The sequence below is a fragment of the Streptomyces sp. AC558_RSS880 genome, assembly GCF_019049255.1.
Taxonomy (GTDB): Bacteria; Actinomycetota; Actinomycetes; order Streptomycetales; family Streptomycetaceae; genus Streptomyces.
In genome coordinates, this window is the sequence record NZ_JAGMUJ010000086.1 from 1 (window position 1) to 15,193 (window position 15,193).

The following is a 15,193-nucleotide window of genomic DNA, read 5'->3' on the forward strand; positions in this document are numbered from 1 at the left end:
CCAGGCGGCCGGAGACGCGCCCCCCGATGCCGAAGCAGGGTCAGGGCTACCCGGATGTACCGGCGGCCAGGCGGCCGGAGACGCGCCCCCCGATGCCGGAGCGGGGTCGGGGTTGCCCGGATGTACCGGCGGCCAGGCGGCCGGAGACGCGCCCCCCGATGCCGAAGCAGGGTCAGGGCTACCCGGGTGTACCGGCGGCCAGGCGGCCGGAGACGCGCCCCCCGATGCCGGAGCGGGGTCGGGGTTGCCCGGGTGTACCGGCGGCAGGGCGGTCGGAGGCGTGCCCGCCGGTGCGGGGGGCATCGGGGTTTCCGGGTCCTCCGCGTCCAGGAGGCGGACCGCGTGGCGGCCGAGCTGGGCCACCAGGGCGCCCGGCAGCCAGGGGTCGCGGGAGCGGCCGTCGGCGACCGTGTCGTCCGCGCCGGTGCGCTGCAGGACCTGGTCCAGCGTGGGCCGCGCCGCCGGGTCCTTGCGCAGGCAGTCGCGTACGAGATCGGCGAGCCCTTCGGGCACCCGCTCCAGGTCGGGTTCCTCCTGGGCGATGCGGAACATCAACGCGTGCACACCGCTGTGGGCGGTGCCGAACGGGAGCGTGCCGGTGGCGGCGTGGGCGAGCACCGAGCCGAGGCAGAACACGTCACAGGCCGGTGTGATGCGGTCGCCGCGCACCTGCTCGGGTGCCATGAAGCCGGGCGAGCCGACGAGCGCGCCGGTGCGGGTGAGCCCGCCGTCGGTCACCGTCTCCAGCGCCCGCGCGATCCCGAAGTCGATGACGCGCGGACCGTCGATGGTGACGAGCACGTTGGACGGCTTGAGGTCCCGGTGGATGATCCCGGCGGCGTGGATGTCCTTCAGCGCGTGCGCGAGACCGGCGGCGAGGATGCGTACCGAACGCTCGGGCAGCGCCCCGTGGTCGTGTGCGACCACCTGCTGGAGGCTGGGCCCGGCGACGTACCCGGTGGCGACCCACGGCACGGGCGCCTCCGTGTCCGCGTCGAGGACCGGCGCCGTCCAGTCGCCGCCGACCTGCCGCGCGGCCCGCACCTCCTGGCGGAAGCGCGACCGGAACTCCTCCCGCTGGGCCAGCTCCTGGCGGACCAGCTTGACGGCGACGGTGCGTCCCCGGTCGGAGCGGGCGAGGTAGACCTGCCCCATGCCGCCGGCCCCGAGCCGCGCGAGCAGCCGGTACGCCCCGATGCGCTGTGGATCCCCGGGCCCGAGCTTGTCCATCGCCGCACCGCCTCCCCCCAATGAGCAACATTCCGAGAATAGTGCGGGGCCGGTACCCGGTGAGCCGGGTGACCTCTACGGTTCCGTAACAGGCGGTCCGAGTGCGTCCAGCACCGTGGACAGGCGTTCCAGCGCCTCCACCGCCCGGGCGAATTCCGTCTCCCCGTACGCCGCTCCGTACGCCTCCGCCAGCCGCTCCGCGAAGGCCGCGTGGCCGGGGTCGACGCGGCTGACCGCCGCGCGTCCCTCCTCGGTCGGGGCGAGGAGCTTGGCGCGGCGGTGGGCCGGGTTGGGCCGGTACTCGGCGAGTCCGCGCTCCACCAGCAGATCGGCGACGCGCTGCACGCTCTGCCGGGTGATGCCCATGGCCCTGGCGATCCCGGAGACCGGCAGCGGCTCGCCGAGGACCGCGCCGAGCACCTGCCACCAGGCGGCGGTGAGCCCGGCGGGCCGGGCCAGCTCCTCGGCGACCGCGAGGAACTGGCCGTTCAGCCGGAAGGTGCCGAGCGCACCCCTGCTGAGCAGGTCCTGATGCTCCCGGCTCACCGCGCCAGGGCCTTCGCGTACTCGGCGTACGCCTCGGGGTCGGAGTCGTGGAACAGCCGGTACCAGGCGTCGGTCACCTTCTCGTCGTAGACCCCGAGCAGCCGGAAGATCTCGCGGGCGAAGGCGACGGGCTCGGTCGGCCCGGCGGTGACGAGGCCGCCGTCGGTGACCGCGTCGGCCTCGACGTACCGGTCGCCGCCCGCGTAGCCGGTCGCGGCGAGGTAGAAGGGGGCGGCGCTGGTGTGCGCCCGTTCGTCGAGCAGCCCCTCGCGGGCGAGCCCGGCGGTGGCGCCGCAGATCGCGGCGACGGGCACACCGGCGTCGAGGAAGGCGCGGGCGGTACGGGCGAAGGGGGCGAGGTCGTCGCCCTCGTCCCAGCGGTCGGCGCCGGGAAGGATCAGCAGCGCGCTGTCCTCGGGCCGCAGTGCGTCGAGCGCGAGGTCGGACAGGACGCGGAGTCCGCCGATGCCGGTGACGGGCTCCCCGGCCGGGGTGACCGTACGCACCTCGTAGCCGGCGCGCGCGAGGTGCGCGGTGGCGTGACCGGTCTCCCAGTCGGCGAAGGTGTCGTAGAGGGCGAGGTGCACGGGCTTGCGGGTCATGACCGCTCCCTTGTGGGTACACCAACAGATGACAGCATCTTGTCATTACGACAGCTCACTGTCAATCGACATCGTCGACAACCTGTCGCGGAAAGTCCCCCACCGCAGACAGGCCGCCGATGTCGCGGCCCCACGGCCCCGGCCTACCCTCGGCCCCATGACCCCTCAGCCGAACCCCGAGGTCGGGGCCGCCGTCAAGGCCGCCGACCGTGCGCACGTGTTCCACTCCTGGTCCGCGCAGGAGCTCATCGACCCGCTCGCCGTCGCCGGGGCGGAGGGGTCGTACTTCTGGGACTACGACGGCCGGCGCTACCTCGACTTCACCAGCGGGCTCGTCTACACCAACATCGGCTACCAGCACCCGAAGGTCGTCGCCGCGATCCAGGAGCAGGCGGCGCGGATGACGACGTTCGCGCCCGCGTTCGCCGTCGAGGCGCGGTCGGAGGCGGCGCGGCTGATCGCCGAGCGGACCCCGGGCGACCTGGACAAGATCTTCTTCACCAACGGCGGCGCCGACGCCGTGGAGCACGCCGTCCGCATGGCGCGGCTGCACACCGGCCGCCCCAAGGTGCTCTCCGCCTACCGCTCGTACCACGGCGGCACCCAGCAGGCGGTCAACGTCACCGGTGACCCGCGCCGCTGGGCCTCCGACAGCGGCACGGCCGGGGTCGTGCACTTCTGGGCGCCGTTCCTGTACCGCTCCCGCTTCTACGCGGAGAGCGAGGAGCAGGAGTGCGCGCGGGCGCTGGAGCACCTGGAGACGACGATCGCCTTCGAGGGGCCGGGAACCGTCGCCGCGATCGTCCTGGAGACGATCCCGGGGACGGCGGGCATCATGCCGCCGCCCGCCGGCTACCTCGCGGGCGTGCGCGAGATCTGCGACAAGTACGGCATCGTCTTCGTCCTCGACGAGGTCATGGCCGGGTTCGGGCGGACCGGGACGTGGTTCGCGGCGGACCTGTACGACGTCGTCCCGGACCTGATGACCTTCGCGAAGGGCGTGAACTCCGGGTACGTACCGCTGGGCGGGGTCGCGATCTCCGGGGCGATCGCCGAGACGTTCGGCAAGCGGCCGTACCCGGGCGGTCTGACGTACTCGGGGCACCCGCTGGCCTGCGCCGCCGCCGTCGCGACGATCGAGGTGATGGCGGAGGAGGGCGTCGTCGAGAACGCGGCGACGCTCGGCGCGTCCGTCGTCGGGCCCGGGCTGCGGGAGCTGGCGGAGCGGCACCCGAGCGTGGGCGAGGTCCGCGGGACCGGCATGTTCTGGGCGCTGGAGCTGGTGCGCGACCGGGAGACCCGGGAACCGCTGGTGCCGTACAACGCGGCCGGCGAGGCGAACGCCCCGATGGCGGCCTTCGCCGCCGCCGCGAAGGAGGCCGGGATCTGGCCCTTCGTGAACATGAACCGGACGCACGTGGTGCCGCCGTGCAACGCGAGCGAGGCGGAGCTGAAGGAAGGGCTGGCGGCACTGGACGCGGCCCTGTCCGTGGCGGACGGCTACGTGGAGTAACCGCGCCGGGAAGTCGGCGTGAACGGGCGCGAGAGGGCGCGAGGGGGTCTCCCCCTCGCGCCTTTTTCGAACACCCCGGGGCCCGTCCGAACGCGTAAGGTGGCGTGCTCGTACACATCCGTGTGCACGTCACTCGAACGCGACGAGGGAGACGCCCCGACCATGCCCGGCTTCAGCGGCGGCGGTGCCGTGACCCGCAGCACCCTGCGGCAGCAGATCGCGGACGCGCTCCGTGACGAGGTGCTGGCCGGGCGGCTCCAGCCGGGGCAGGAGTTCACCGTCAAGGAGATCGCCGACCAGTACGGCGTGTCCGCGACCCCCGTCCGGGAGGCGCTGGTCGACCTGTCGGCGCAGGGGCTGCTCGACGCCGACCAGCACCGGGGCTTCCGGGTGCACGAGTACTCCGTCGACGACTTCCGGGGCATGCTCGAGGCCCGCACCCTGGTGACCGACGGGATGTTCCTCGCGCTGACCGAGGGCCACCTGGCCCATCTCCGGCCGGACGAGCCCCGGGTCGCCGCCGCCCTCGCCGGGGTGCGCAGACGCGGCGAGGAGGCGCAGCGCGCGGCCCTCGCCGGGGAGGTCACCGTGCTGATCGGCTACGACCTGCGCTTCTGGCGCGAACTCGGGTCCGTGTTCGGCAATCCGTACCTCACCGACTTCCTGCACCGGCTGCGCGTCCAGTCCTGGGTGTGTGTGGTGCAGCATCTGCGGCGGCTGCCCGATCTGCGCGGGCGCCTGTGGGCCGAACACACCGATCTGGTCGACGCCCTGTCACGCCGGGACACCGATGCGGCCCGCGCGATCGTCGAGTCGTACAACGCGCACGTGCTCTCCCTCATCGAGGGGCTGACAGCCGGTGGGATGGGTAAGTGACCCGCACCGGGGTCCGCACGGGGGGAGCCGCCCGCGCCGGGCGCCGCTACGCTTCCCTGACCACGACGAACACCCCGACCGACGTGACCACCGTGACCACCATGACCGCCGCGCTGCGCGAGGAGTCCTCTTTTGGCCTGTGACCTGTGGCTGGTACCGCTCGTCGACGTGTTGTGCCACACGCCCGACAACCCGTTCGCCGAGGAACTCGCGCAGTACAACGCGGTGCTCGCCGAGTCCGGCCTGCCACCGGTGCCGGTGTACCAGTACATGCCGGGACTGTCCGGCGAGGTGGCCCCGGTCGCGGGTTTCGACTACGACGCGCTGCACTTCCTGCGGCGGGTGTACCTGCTCCAGGTGTGCGGGCTGCCGGTCACGCCGGTGGACGAACTGGGCGGTGACTACGAGCAGTTGCTGGAGATGTTCGAGACGACGGCCCAGCAGTCCCACCTGGTCTGGCACTACGACCACGCGGGCGCGTACGTCCCCGTCGACTTCCCGCACCCCCTCGCCAACGACGAACTCCTCGCGGGCGGCGGCCCTCTGGGCTCCTCCCACGCGCTGCTGCGGGAGCTGGAGCTGGTCGCCCCGTCCATCGGCATCGACCCGGCGAACCCCCCGGCCGCGCCCGAACCGCCGCGCGGTCCGACCGAGTTGGAGGAGCCGGCCGTCCCCGCTCCGTACGACCCCAGCCCCTTCGCCCGCGAACGCCACGTCTGGCTGGGCCTGCACGCGGCGGCGACACGGAGCCTGGCGCAGGGGTCGATGATCGTCTTCAGCTGATCCCGGCAGGGGTCAGCCCAGCTGGGAGAGTCCCTTCTGGAGGTCCTCCACGTTCATGACGGGGCACATCTCCACCTGGGCGTTCATGTGGGTGAAGAACGGTTCGCCCACCGGGGGCAGCTCCGAGCTGTCCTGCATGTGGAGGACCAGCACCATCGTCCGCCGCCCGCCGATCGGACCGAAGTAGGCCGCCTCCGGCTGCAGCCGGTCGAGTATCCCCTTGACCTGGTCGGCCATCTTCCCGCTGCTGATCAGCTCGTTCGCCTTCTCGGTGTCCAGCGTCGCCTTGAGCATCACGCGCATCGCACTCACCCTCTTCCGCGTCGATGCACGCACTGAATGTCAGGATATGCCCGCTACGACGGAACCACCGGCGCCCCTCGTCGAGGGACGCCGGTGGCCGGCTGGAACAAACGGTGCTACAGGAACGAGTTGATCTCGATCGTCTCGTCGCGGCCCGGGCCCACGCCGATCGCGGAGATCGGGGCGCCGGACATCTCCTCCAGGGCCTTGACGTAGGCCTGGGCGTTCTTCGGCAGGTCGGAGAAGGACTTGGCCTTGCTGATGTCCTCGCTCCAGCCCGGCAGCATCTCGTAGACCGGCTTCGCGTGGTGGAAGTCGGACTGCGAGTACGGCAGCTCCTCGACGCGCTTGCCGTCGATCTCGTACGCCACGCAGACCGGGATCTGCTCCCAGCCGGTGAGGACGTCGAGCTTGGTGAGGAAGAAGTCGGTGAGGCCGTTGACGCGGGTGGCGTAGCGGGCGATCACCGCGTCGAACCAGCCGCAGCGGCGGTCCCGGCCGGTGGTGACACCGCGCTCGCCGCCGATGCGGCGCAGCGCCTCGCCGTCCTCGTCGAACAGCTCCGTCGGGAACGGGCCGGCGCCGACGCGGGTGGTGTACGCCTTCAGGATGCCGATGACCCGGCTGATCTTCGTCGGGCCCACGCCGGCGCCCGTGCAGGCGCCGCCCGCGGTCGGGTTGGACGAGGTGACGAAGGGGTACGTGCCGTGGTCGATGTCGAGCAGCGTGCCCTGGCCGCCCTCGAAGAGGACCACCTTGTCCTGCTCCAGCGCCTCGTTCAGCACCAGCACCGTGTCGGCGACGTACGGGGCGAGCTTGTCGGCGTAGCCCAGCAGCTCCTCGACCACCTGCTCCACGGCGATCGCGCGCCGGTTGTAGAGCTTGGTGAGCATCTGGTTCTTGGCGTCGAGGGCCGCTTCGACCTTCTGGGTGAGGATCGACTCGTCGTACAGGTCCTGGACGCGGATACCGACGCGGTTGATCTTGTCGGCGTAGGTCGGGCCGATGCCCCGGCCCGTGGTCCCGATCTTGCGCTTGCCGAGGAACCGCTCGGTCACCTTGTCCACCGTCACGTTGTACGGCGTGATGATGTGAGCGTTTCCGCTGATCAGGAGCTTGGACGTGTCGACGCCACGCTCGTTCAGACCGCTCAGCTCGGAGAGCAGGACCGACGGGTCGACGACGACGCCGTTGCCGATGACCGGCGTGCAGCCGGGGGACAGGATTCCGGAAGGGAGCAGGTGGAGGGCGTACTTCTGATCGCCCACGACTACCGTGTGGCCGGCGTTGTTGCCGCCCTGGTAGCGCACCACATAGTCGACGGAACCACCGAGCAGGTCCGTCGCCTTTCCCTTGCCTTCGTCACCCCACTGAGCACCGAGCAGCACAAGTGCGGGCACGCGCGTACACCCCTTCCGGGCGGGGCATGTCCAAGGTCAGGGGCGCACACGGAGGATCACCGCCGCGTGCACCGCGACCACCGTTGGCCGCCAACCGTCGGACCGGATGCCCCGGAATAGACGAAGCCCCTGGCGCAATAGCGCAAGGGGCTCTTGCACAAAGATGCTACCCGAGGAAGCGAGGCATGGCCGAGGTGGCGACTTCCAGGACCTCTTCCGCGACGTCCGATCAGCTCCTGGTGGTCATCGATCCGGTCGCCCGACGGGCGGACGGCGAGTCCGTCCGGATCGCGAAGGACGTGATCGGCGCGGGTGCGGCGGGAGCCAAGGTGTGTCTGCCGGACGGGCCGGAGGAGTTCGCCCGGATGCTGGCGCGGCGCGGGTCGCGGCGGCCGGTGGTGATCGGCGACGACCGGGCCCTGGTGCGGGCGGTGACGCTGCTGCACCGGCAGCGGGAGCTGGCCGACTGCGCGCTGTCCCTGGTGCCGGTGGGGGGCGCGGTCTCCCTCGCCCGGTCGCTGGGGGTGCCCACGGGGGCGGTGGCGGCGGCACGGGCCGTGCTGGACGGGGCCGAGCAGCGCATGGACCTGCTGGTGGACGACAGCGACGGGGTGGTGCTCGGCGCGCTGCGGATCCCGCCGCTCGGGGGTGTGGCACGGGTGCGGGAGGAGGCCGGCGGGGTGGGGCGGCCGTGGCTGCGGACGTGCCGGTCCCTCGTACGGACTCTGGTGCCGGCCAGGCCGTCCGGTGCCGTCTCCGTCCCCGAGGCGGGGCCGACGCGGCTGCGGGTGGAGGTCGACGGGGAGACGCTCGTCGATCTGCACCAGCCGGTGGAGTCCGTCTCGGTCGTCCCCGACGCCTCGGGAACGGCTCGGGTGGAGGTGCGTCCGGCGTCGGTGGGCGCGGAGGCGTCGCCACTGCTGGCGGAGGCCCGCACGGTGACGGTGTCGGGCGCCCACTTCCGGTATCGCGCGGACGCGGTGGTGTCGGGGCCGGTGGGGACGCGGACGTGGGTGGTGCGGGAGGGGGCGTGGGGGCTGACGGTGCCGGTGCGGTAGCTACCGTTTCAGGGAGCCTTGAACTCGGTGGTGTCGAGTGGAGACGGACCAGCCGCAACTCGGAGCATCCGATCGATTACAGGTCCGTGACCACTTCCCGATCGCCCCTCACTCCCGCCCGAACCGCTCCTCCCGATACACCCGCCAGCGCTCCATCATCGCCTCGACCTCCTTCTCCATGAACTCGAAGAAGGCCAGCGTCTCCGCCAGCCGGCGCCCCGCCGGGGTGTCCGCGCCCAGGCTGGTGACGCCCTCCCGGAGGGCGCCCTCCCAGCGCTTGAGGATGGCCTCGCGGTTGGTCAGGGCCTCGTACCACTGGTCGCCGTGGACTCGGTACCGCTCGCGGCGGGAGCCGGGCTCACGTTCGCGCGACACCATGTGCACCTGGGACAGGTAGCGCACCGCGCCGGAGACCGCCGCCGGCGAGATCTTCAGCTGTTCGCCCAGCTCGACGGAGGTCATCACCCCGGTGTCGGAGGCGAGCAGGGCCCCGAAGACACGGGCGGGCATGCGCGGGAGCCCGGCTTCCACCAGCTGCGCCGCGAAGTGCTCCACGAACCGTGAGACTGCCTCCGGGTCCCGGACCGACCCGCCCGGTTCCGCCATGATCCGATCATCTCCCCTGCTCGGACGCCACGAATCAGTCTAGCCATCTCTTTTACGCTTCCTTAACTTCACAAATTCCTGAAGAAAGCGTACGTTCCGAAACATGACGAAGGCCATCACCGTGTCCGGACTGCACAAGTCGTTCGGCCGGACCCACGCACTGGACGGTCTCGACCTGAACGTCGAGTCCGGCGAGGTCCACGGCTTCCTCGGCCCCAACGGCTCCGGGAAGTCCACCACCATCCGCGTCCTGCTCGGCCTGCTGCGCGCCGACTCCGGAGCCGCGCAGGTACTCGGCCGGGACCCGTGGACGGACGCCGTGGAGCTCCACCGCCGCATCGCCTACGTCCCCGGTGACGTGACGCTGTGGCGCAACCTCTCCGGGGGCGAGGTCATCGACCTGTACGGGAGGCTGCGCGGCGGCCTGGACCCGCACCGCCGGGCCGAGCTGGTCGAGCGGTTCGAGCTGGACCCGACGAAGAAGGGCCGCACGTACTCCAAGGGCAACCGGCAGAAGGTCGCCCTGGTCGCCGCGTTCGCCTCCGACGTCGATCTGCTGATCCTGGACGAGCCGACGTCCGGTCTGGACCCGCTGATGGAGGAGGTCTTCCAGCGCTGCGTCGCCGAGGAGCGGGAACGCGGGCGGACCGTGCTGCTGTCCTCGCACATCCTCAGCGAGGTGGAGGAGCTGTGCGACCGGGTCAGCATCGTCCGCAAGGGGCGGACCGTGGAGAGCGGTTCGCTCGCCGAGCTGCGGCATCTGACCCGGACGAGCGTGAGCGCCGAACTCGCCGGCCCGCCGAACGGGCTGGCCGGACTGCCCGGCGTGCACGACCTCGACGTACGGGGGCGGCGCGTGCGGCTCCAGGTCGACACCGACAAGCTGGACGCGGTGCTGCGCTCGCTGAGCGAGTCGGGCGTGCGGTCGCTGACGTCCACCCCGCCGACGCTGGAGGAGCTGTTCCTGCGGCACTACCAGGACGAGGCCGCCGAGAGCGGGGTGACCGCCCGATGAGCGCCGCCGCCTTCGCCGTACGGCCCGCGAGCTCCCGCCAGCTCGCGGGCACCGGCACCCTGCTGCGTTTCGCGCTGCGCCGGGACCGGGTGATGATCCCGGTCTGGGTCGCGGTGAACGCGCTGATGGTGCTGTCCATGCCGAACACGCTGAAGGGCCTGTACGGCACTCCCGCCGAACGCGCCGACCTGGTCGGCCAGACGGCCGGCAACTCCTCCCTGCGGGCCATGGTCGGCCCGGTCTTCGGCGACTCCCTCGGCGCGCTGACCGCCTGGCGGGTCGGGGTCTACGCGGGGGCGCTGGCCGCCGTGGTCGGTCTGCTGGTCGTCGTACGGCACACGCGGGACGAGGAGGAGAGCGGACGTCAGGAGATGGTGGCGTCCGGGATGGTGGGGCGCAGGGCCTCGCTGACGGCGGCGCTGCTCGCGGCGGCCGTCGCGAACGGGGTGCTGGCACTGCTGGTGACGGCCGGACTGGCCGGGCAGGGCGCGGCGGGCGCGCTCGCGTTCGGGCTCGGGATCGCGGGCGTGGGCATGGTCTTCGCGACCATGGCGGCGATCGTGGCCCAGCTGACGGAGAGCGCACGGCTCACGCGGGGGCTGACGGCGGCGGTGCTCGGGGCGGCGTTCGTGCTGCGGGCGGCCGGTGACTCCGCGACCGATGGGGGCACCTCCCAGGCTTTCGGCACTGGGGGAGGTTCGTCGCCGCTGACGTGGGCGTCCCCGCTCGGCTGGCTGACGAACCTGCGGGCGTTCGCCGGTGAACGGTGGTGGGTGCTGGGGCTGTTCGCGGGAGCGGCGCTGGCTCAGGGGGCGGTGGCGTACGCGCTCGCCGGACGCCGGGACCTCGGCATGAGCTTCCTGTCGAGCCGTCCGGGACCGGCCGCCGGGCGGCTGGGCGGCGCGGGGGCGTTGGCGTGGCGGTTGCAGCGGGGCGGTGTGCTCGGCTGGAGCATCGGGTTCCTGCTCGCCGGGCTGGTGTACGGCGGGATGGCGGAGGGGGCGGCCGATCTGGTCGGCGACAACGACAGCGCCCGGGAGATCCTCCAGCGGATGGGCGGTCAGTCCGGTCTCACGGACGTGTTCCTCGCGGCGATGGCCGGGATGCTGGGGCTGGTGGCCGCCCTGTTCGTCGTGGCGTCGGTGCTGCGGCTGCACGGCGAGGAGACCTCGGGGCGGGCCGAACCGGTCCTCGCGGGGGCGGTCGGACGGCTGCGGTGGGCGGCCGGGCACCTGGCGGTGGCGTTCGGCGGGGTGGTGCTGCTGATGCTGCTCGCGGGGGCGGGTCTCGCGCTCGGCCACGGCGAGCAGGCGGGCGCGATCCTGGGCGCGTGCCTGGTGCAGGTCCCGGCGGTGTGGGTGATCGGCGGGGTCGCGGTCCTGCTGTACGGGCTGGTGCCCCGGGCGGCGATGGCGGCGTGGGGCGTGGCCGGTGCGGTGCTGCTGATCGGCTGGGTCGGACCGGCGCTGGACGTACCGCGGGCGGTGCTGAACCTGTCGCCCTTCGGTCATCTGCCGAAGCTGCCGGGCGGGGGCATGGAGTGGCCCCCGGTGCTGATCCTCACGGCTCTCGCGGCGGGGCTGGTGGGGGCGGGGGTGGCCGGGCTGCGGCGCCGGGACCTGACGAGCTGAGGGGGCGATCAGTCCATGTACTGCTTGAGTTCCTCGGTGTCGAATTCGATGCCGACAGGATCCGGAACCACGACCCTCTTGCCCAGCTGACGCTTCTGGACGTTCCGGTAGCCGACCTCCGGATCCGGGTCACTGTGCACGAGGACCGAGCGGCGGTCGCGGTCGATCAGCAGGTAGACGGGGATCCCGGCCTCGGCGTAGGCCTGGGGCTTCTCCACACGGTCGTGATCGTGCGTGTCCGAGTCGAAGGAGGTGACCTCCACCGTCATCAGCACGCCCTTGGTGTCCGCCCAGCCCCCCTGACCCGCGAAGTGGGCGACGGGGGCGAGCACCGCGTCCGGCCGGGCCCGGCCCTTGCGGTAGGACTCCACCTTCAGCCCTTGCACCGGGCTGAGATCGAGTTCGGGCCTGGCCTGCATGCACTGACGGACCAGCCACATGATGATCGCGCCGTGATTGCCGTTGGTCACTTTCCTGAGCCCGATCCGTCCGTTGATGAACTCGAACCTGACGGTCTCGTCCTCACGCTCGACGAACTCGACGATCCGTTCGAACATGGCCACCGACAACTGAGATGACGCGCGCGCTCCGCCATAACCGTCGTGACTCCTCCCCTTCATGAATGAGGGGCTTCTCGCTATGCCGGTGTGGCTTCGCGACGGACCAGCCCGGCCCGTAGAACGTTCAGGGCGCCCACTGTGTCCGCGTGCGCGTGGTGGCCGCAGGCAACGCAGTGGAACTTCTCCTGCGTGGGCCGGTTCTCTTCGGCGGTGTGCCCACATTCAGGGCACCGCCGGGAGGTGTTGCGGGGGTCCACCGCCATCACTTGCCGTCCGGCTCCTTCCGCCTTGGCGGCCAGGATCGCGAGGAACACCCCCATCCGGCATCGGCGATCGAGCGGTTGAGTCCTGCTTTCGCGCCGGCCCCGTTGGGCAGGAAGCTGCCCGGTTGTTCGGGATCCGGCTTCGGCGCGGGGGCCTTGCTCATGTTGCGGATCTTGAGGTCTTCGTGCGCGATGAAGTCGTGCTCACGGACGAGGTCGAGCGCGGTCTTGTGCGCGTGGTCCAGACGCTGACGGCGGACCTTGCGGTGCAGCCGGGCCACGGCTTCCACGGCCTTGCGGCGCCGCTTGCTGCCGCGCTTGCACCGGCTGAGCGCCTGCTGTGCGGCTTCCAGCTTCGCGGCGGCCTTGTGTCCATGACGTGGGTTGGGTACGAATCCCCCGCCCGAGTCGGCGAGGAAGTTGGCCAAGCCCATGTCGATGCCGACCACGGAACCGGTCACCGGGAGTGCTTCGGGCGCGGTCTGCTCGGCGGTGAGGACGATGTACCAGCGGTGCCCCTCACGCTTCACCGAGATCGTCTTGACCTTGCCGGCCACGGGCCGGTGCTGGTGCACCCTGACGTGCCCGACGCCTTGAAGGCGGACGCGGGTGACGGGGTCGTGCGGGGTGGAGTCCCATCGGCAGCCGTCGCCGTCCTTCGGGAACTCCACGGTGTCGAACCGCTTGCCTGACCGGAACCGCGGATAGCCCGGCTTCTCTCCGGCCTGCACACGCCGGAAGAACGAGGCGAACGCCTTGTCCAGACGCCGGAGGGTCGCTGGTTGGCTGGAGAACGACCAGCGGCCCTGGCACTCGGGGTCGAATGCCCGGATGTCCTTGAGTTGGGCAGACTGGCCACCGTACCGGACGGTGGTCTTCGAGGCGTGCCGGTAGGCATCGCGGCGTTCCTGGAGGGCGCCGTTGTACAGGGAGCAGTGGTCGGCCAGCATCTCGCGCAGTGCGATCGTCTGACGGACCGTGGGCCGCATGAGGAACTTGTACGCCCGAATCATCCGGCCCACCCCTTTCTTTTCTGGTTTCAGCTTGCAGATCCTCCGCAGGCGGACACCAGCTTGACGAGCCATCCACGTCCCTCGCCGGAAGTCGGCCGGTGATCATCCGGACGGGTGATCACCCCACTTCCACGGCCAGCCCCTCCAGCCCTCTGATCACGAAGTTCGGCTTCCGCTGCGGCTCCGCCGCGAGCCGCAGTCCCGGCGTCTTCTCCAGCAGCGCCGTCATCGAGGCCGCCAGCTCGATGCGGGCCAGCGGTGCGCCGATGCAGTAGTGGATGCCGGCGCTGAAGGAGATGTGCGGGTTGTCGGCGCGGGCCAGATCCAGGCGGGACGGGTCGGTGAAGACCGCCGGGTCGTGGTTGGCGGAGCCGAAGAGCATCGCGATCTCCGCGCCCCGCGGGATCACCTGGCCGTCGATCTCGATCTCGTCGAGCACCCAGCGTTCGAAGAGCTGGAGCGGGGTGTCGTAACGCATCAGCTCCTCCACGGCGGAGGGGACGAGGGAGTGGTCCGCGCGCAGGGCGGCGAGCTGGTCGGGGTGGCGGAACAGGGCCCACCAGCCGTTGACCGTGGAGTTCACGGTGGCCTCGTGGCCCGCGTTCAGCAGCAGCACGCAGGTGGAGATCATCTCCTGCTCGGTGAGCCGGTCGTCGTCCTCGTCGTGGGCGGCGATCAGACCCGAGATCAGGTCGTCGCCGGGGTTCTCGCGGCGCTCGGCGATCAGCTCGCGCAGGTAGTCGGAGAACTCGACCGACGCCCGGACCGCCTTCGCCGCCGTCTCCTCCGGCGGGTTCAGCTCGTACATCCCGCAGATGTCCGCCGACCAGGGGCGCAGCGGAGCCCGGTCGGACTCCGGGATGCCGAGCATCTCGGCGATCACCGCGACCGGCAGCGGCTCGGCGACGTCCTTCAGCAGGTCGCCGCCGCCCGCCTCGACCAGCGCGGACACCAGGTCCTCCGCGAGACGCGTGACGTACGGCTTGAGGCGCTCCACCGTGCGCGGGGTGAACGCCTTCGACACCAGGCGGCGGATCCGGGTGTGGTCCGGCGGTTCGAGGTCGAGCATGCCGTGGTCGTTGAGGGTGTGGAACGGCTCGTGCTCCGGCGGCGGGGCGGTGCGGCCGAACTCCTCGTGGGTGAAGCGGTGCTGGTACGTCCGTCCCAGGCGCCGGTCGCGCAGCAGTGCCGAGACGTCCGCGTGGTGGGCGACCAGCCACTGGTCCGTCGGCTCGAAGTACCGCACCCGGCCCTGTTCCCGCAGCTCGGCGTAGGCGGGGTACGGGTCGGCGACGAACGCGGGGTCCCACGGGTCGAACGCGAGGTCGGGAAGGGCTGCCATGGACGGACGGTAGCCCGGCGCCCCGCCCCCTGACCAGGGTCAGCCCGGCGTCACCAGCCGTGCCTCGTACGCGAACACCGCCGCCTGGGTGCGGTCCCGCAGGCCCAGCTTCACCAGGATGCGGCTGACGTGCGTCTTGATCGTCGACTCGGCGACCACCAGCCGCCCGGCGATCTCCGCGTTCGACAGGCCCTGCGCGATCAGCACCAGCACCTCCGTCTCCCGCTCGGTGAGGTCGCCGTACGCCGCCTGCGCGGACGGCATCAGCCGCGGCGCCTCGGACAGCTTGGAGAACTCGGTGATCAGGCGCCGGGTGACCGTCGGGGCGAGCAGCGCCTCCCCGGACGCGACGACCCGCACCCCGTCGGCGAGCTGGCGGGCCGAGGCGTCCTTCAGCAGGAAGCCGGAGGCGCCCGCGCGCAGCGCCTGGTAGACGTATTCGTCGAGGTCGA

The 15,193-nt window shown here is 71.6% G+C and carries 16 protein-coding genes and 1 pseudogene; 7 read left to right on the plus strand and 10 right to left on the minus strand.

Annotated elements, in window-relative coordinates; translation table 11 throughout:
* The 3 genes from KUM38_RS27225 to KUM38_RS27235 form a co-directional block, all read right to left on the minus strand.
* Positions 1 to 1,230: serine/threonine-protein kinase (locus tag KUM38_RS27225; protein ID WP_254397826.1), on the minus strand; the 1,230-nt coding region annotated here is incomplete at its 3' end.
* A 75-nt stretch (positions 1,231 to 1,305) separates the two neighbouring features.
* Complete coding sequence (locus tag KUM38_RS27230; protein WP_217132904.1) at positions 1,306 to 1,776, minus strand: MarR family winged helix-turn-helix transcriptional regulator; 471 nt, start codon at positions 1,774 to 1,776, stop codon at positions 1,306 to 1,308.
* A complete protein-coding gene (locus KUM38_RS27235; protein ID WP_217132906.1) occupies positions 1,773 to 2,378 on the minus strand; it encodes a type 1 glutamine amidotransferase family protein in 606 nt (201 codons plus the stop codon). Before KUM38_RS27235 ends, KUM38_RS27230 begins: the two co-directional genes overlap by 4 nt.
* A 157-nt stretch (positions 2,379 to 2,535) precedes the next feature.
* Here KUM38_RS27235 and KUM38_RS27240 point away from each other — a divergent pair, with 157 nt between their 5' ends.
* The 4 genes from KUM38_RS27240 (at position 2,536) to KUM38_RS27255 (ending at position 5,550) form a co-directional block, all read left to right on the plus strand.
* Positions 2,536 to 3,891, plus strand: coding sequence for an aspartate aminotransferase family protein (locus KUM38_RS27240; protein WP_217132908.1), 1,356 nt, complete (start codon positions 2,536 to 2,538; stop codon positions 3,889 to 3,891).
* A gap of 162 nt (positions 3,892 to 4,053) precedes the next feature.
* Positions 4,054 to 4,767: a GntR family transcriptional regulator gene (locus KUM38_RS27245; protein WP_217132915.1), complete on the plus strand. Its 714-nt coding sequence runs from the start codon at positions 4,054 to 4,056 to the stop codon at positions 4,765 to 4,767.
* The gene (locus KUM38_RS27250) at positions 4,764 to 4,910 is read left to right on the plus strand and encodes a hypothetical protein (RefSeq protein WP_217132916.1); all 147 of its coding nucleotides are present in this window, start codon (positions 4,764 to 4,766) and stop codon (positions 4,908 to 4,910) included. Before KUM38_RS27245 ends, KUM38_RS27250 begins: the two co-directional genes overlap by 4 nt.
* On the plus strand, positions 4,900 to 5,550 hold the full coding sequence (locus tag KUM38_RS27255; protein ID WP_217132917.1) for a hypothetical protein: 651 nt from the start codon (positions 4,900 to 4,902) through the stop codon (positions 5,548 to 5,550). Before KUM38_RS27250 ends, KUM38_RS27255 begins: the two co-directional genes overlap by 11 nt.
* A gap of 12 nt (positions 5,551 to 5,562) precedes the next feature.
* Here KUM38_RS27255 and KUM38_RS27260 read toward each other — a convergent pair whose 3' ends face one another.
* Positions 5,563 to 5,853, minus strand: a complete 291-nt coding sequence (locus KUM38_RS27260) for a hypothetical protein (RefSeq protein ID WP_217132918.1) — start codon at positions 5,851 to 5,853, stop codon at positions 5,563 to 5,565.
* Positions 5,854 to 5,969: 116 nt separating this feature from the next.
* On the minus strand, positions 5,970 to 7,253 hold the full coding sequence (locus KUM38_RS27265) for an adenylosuccinate synthase (protein WP_217132919.1): 1,284 nt from the start codon (positions 7,251 to 7,253) through the stop codon (positions 5,970 to 5,972).
* Between the two features lie 185 nt (positions 7,254 to 7,438).
* Here KUM38_RS27265 and KUM38_RS27270 point away from each other — a divergent pair, with 185 nt between their 5' ends.
* On the plus strand, positions 7,439 to 8,311 hold the full coding sequence (locus KUM38_RS27270) for an acylglycerol kinase family protein (RefSeq protein WP_217132920.1): 873 nt from the start codon (positions 7,439 to 7,441) through the stop codon (positions 8,309 to 8,311).
* 108 nt (positions 8,312 to 8,419) lie between these two features.
* Here the strand turns inward: KUM38_RS27270 and KUM38_RS27275 are convergent, their stop codons facing one another.
* On the minus strand, positions 8,420 to 8,917 hold the full coding sequence (locus KUM38_RS27275) for a GbsR/MarR family transcriptional regulator (protein WP_217132923.1): 498 nt from the start codon (positions 8,915 to 8,917) through the stop codon (positions 8,420 to 8,422).
* A gap of 103 nt (positions 8,918 to 9,020) precedes the next feature.
* On the opposite strand from KUM38_RS27275, the gene KUM38_RS27280 reads away from it, so the two are divergent.
* Both KUM38_RS27280 and KUM38_RS27285 read left to right on the plus strand, forming a co-directional pair.
* Positions 9,021 to 9,932 (plus strand): ABC transporter ATP-binding protein, encoded by a 912-nt coding sequence (locus KUM38_RS27280; RefSeq protein WP_217132925.1) that lies wholly within the window; start codon positions 9,021 to 9,023, stop codon positions 9,930 to 9,932.
* Complete coding sequence (locus tag KUM38_RS27285; RefSeq protein ID WP_217132927.1) at positions 9,929 to 11,563, plus strand: ABC transporter permease; 1,635 nt, start codon at positions 9,929 to 9,931, stop codon at positions 11,561 to 11,563. The genes KUM38_RS27280 and KUM38_RS27285 overlap by 4 nt, the downstream gene beginning before the upstream one ends.
* An 8-nt stretch (positions 11,564 to 11,571) precedes the next feature.
* Here KUM38_RS27285 and KUM38_RS27290 read toward each other — a convergent pair whose 3' ends face one another.
* The 4 genes and pseudogenes from KUM38_RS27290 to KUM38_RS27310 form a co-directional block, all read right to left on the minus strand.
* Positions 11,572 to 12,120, minus strand: a complete 549-nt coding sequence (locus KUM38_RS27290; RefSeq protein ID WP_254397829.1) for a Uma2 family endonuclease — start codon at positions 12,118 to 12,120, stop codon at positions 11,572 to 11,574.
* An 80-nt stretch (positions 12,121 to 12,200) separates the two neighbouring features.
* A pseudogene (locus tag KUM38_RS27300) lies at positions 12,201 to 13,399 on the minus strand (RNA-guided endonuclease InsQ/TnpB family protein).
* Positions 13,400 to 13,517: 118 nt separating this feature from the next.
* Positions 13,518 to 14,741, minus strand: a complete 1,224-nt coding sequence (locus KUM38_RS27305; protein ID WP_217132939.1) for a cytochrome P450 — start codon at positions 14,739 to 14,741, stop codon at positions 13,518 to 13,520.
* A 39-nt stretch (positions 14,742 to 14,780) separates the two neighbouring features.
* The coding region (locus KUM38_RS27310; RefSeq protein WP_217132941.1) for a response regulator transcription factor at positions 14,781 to 15,193 on the minus strand (413 nt) is incomplete at its 5' end.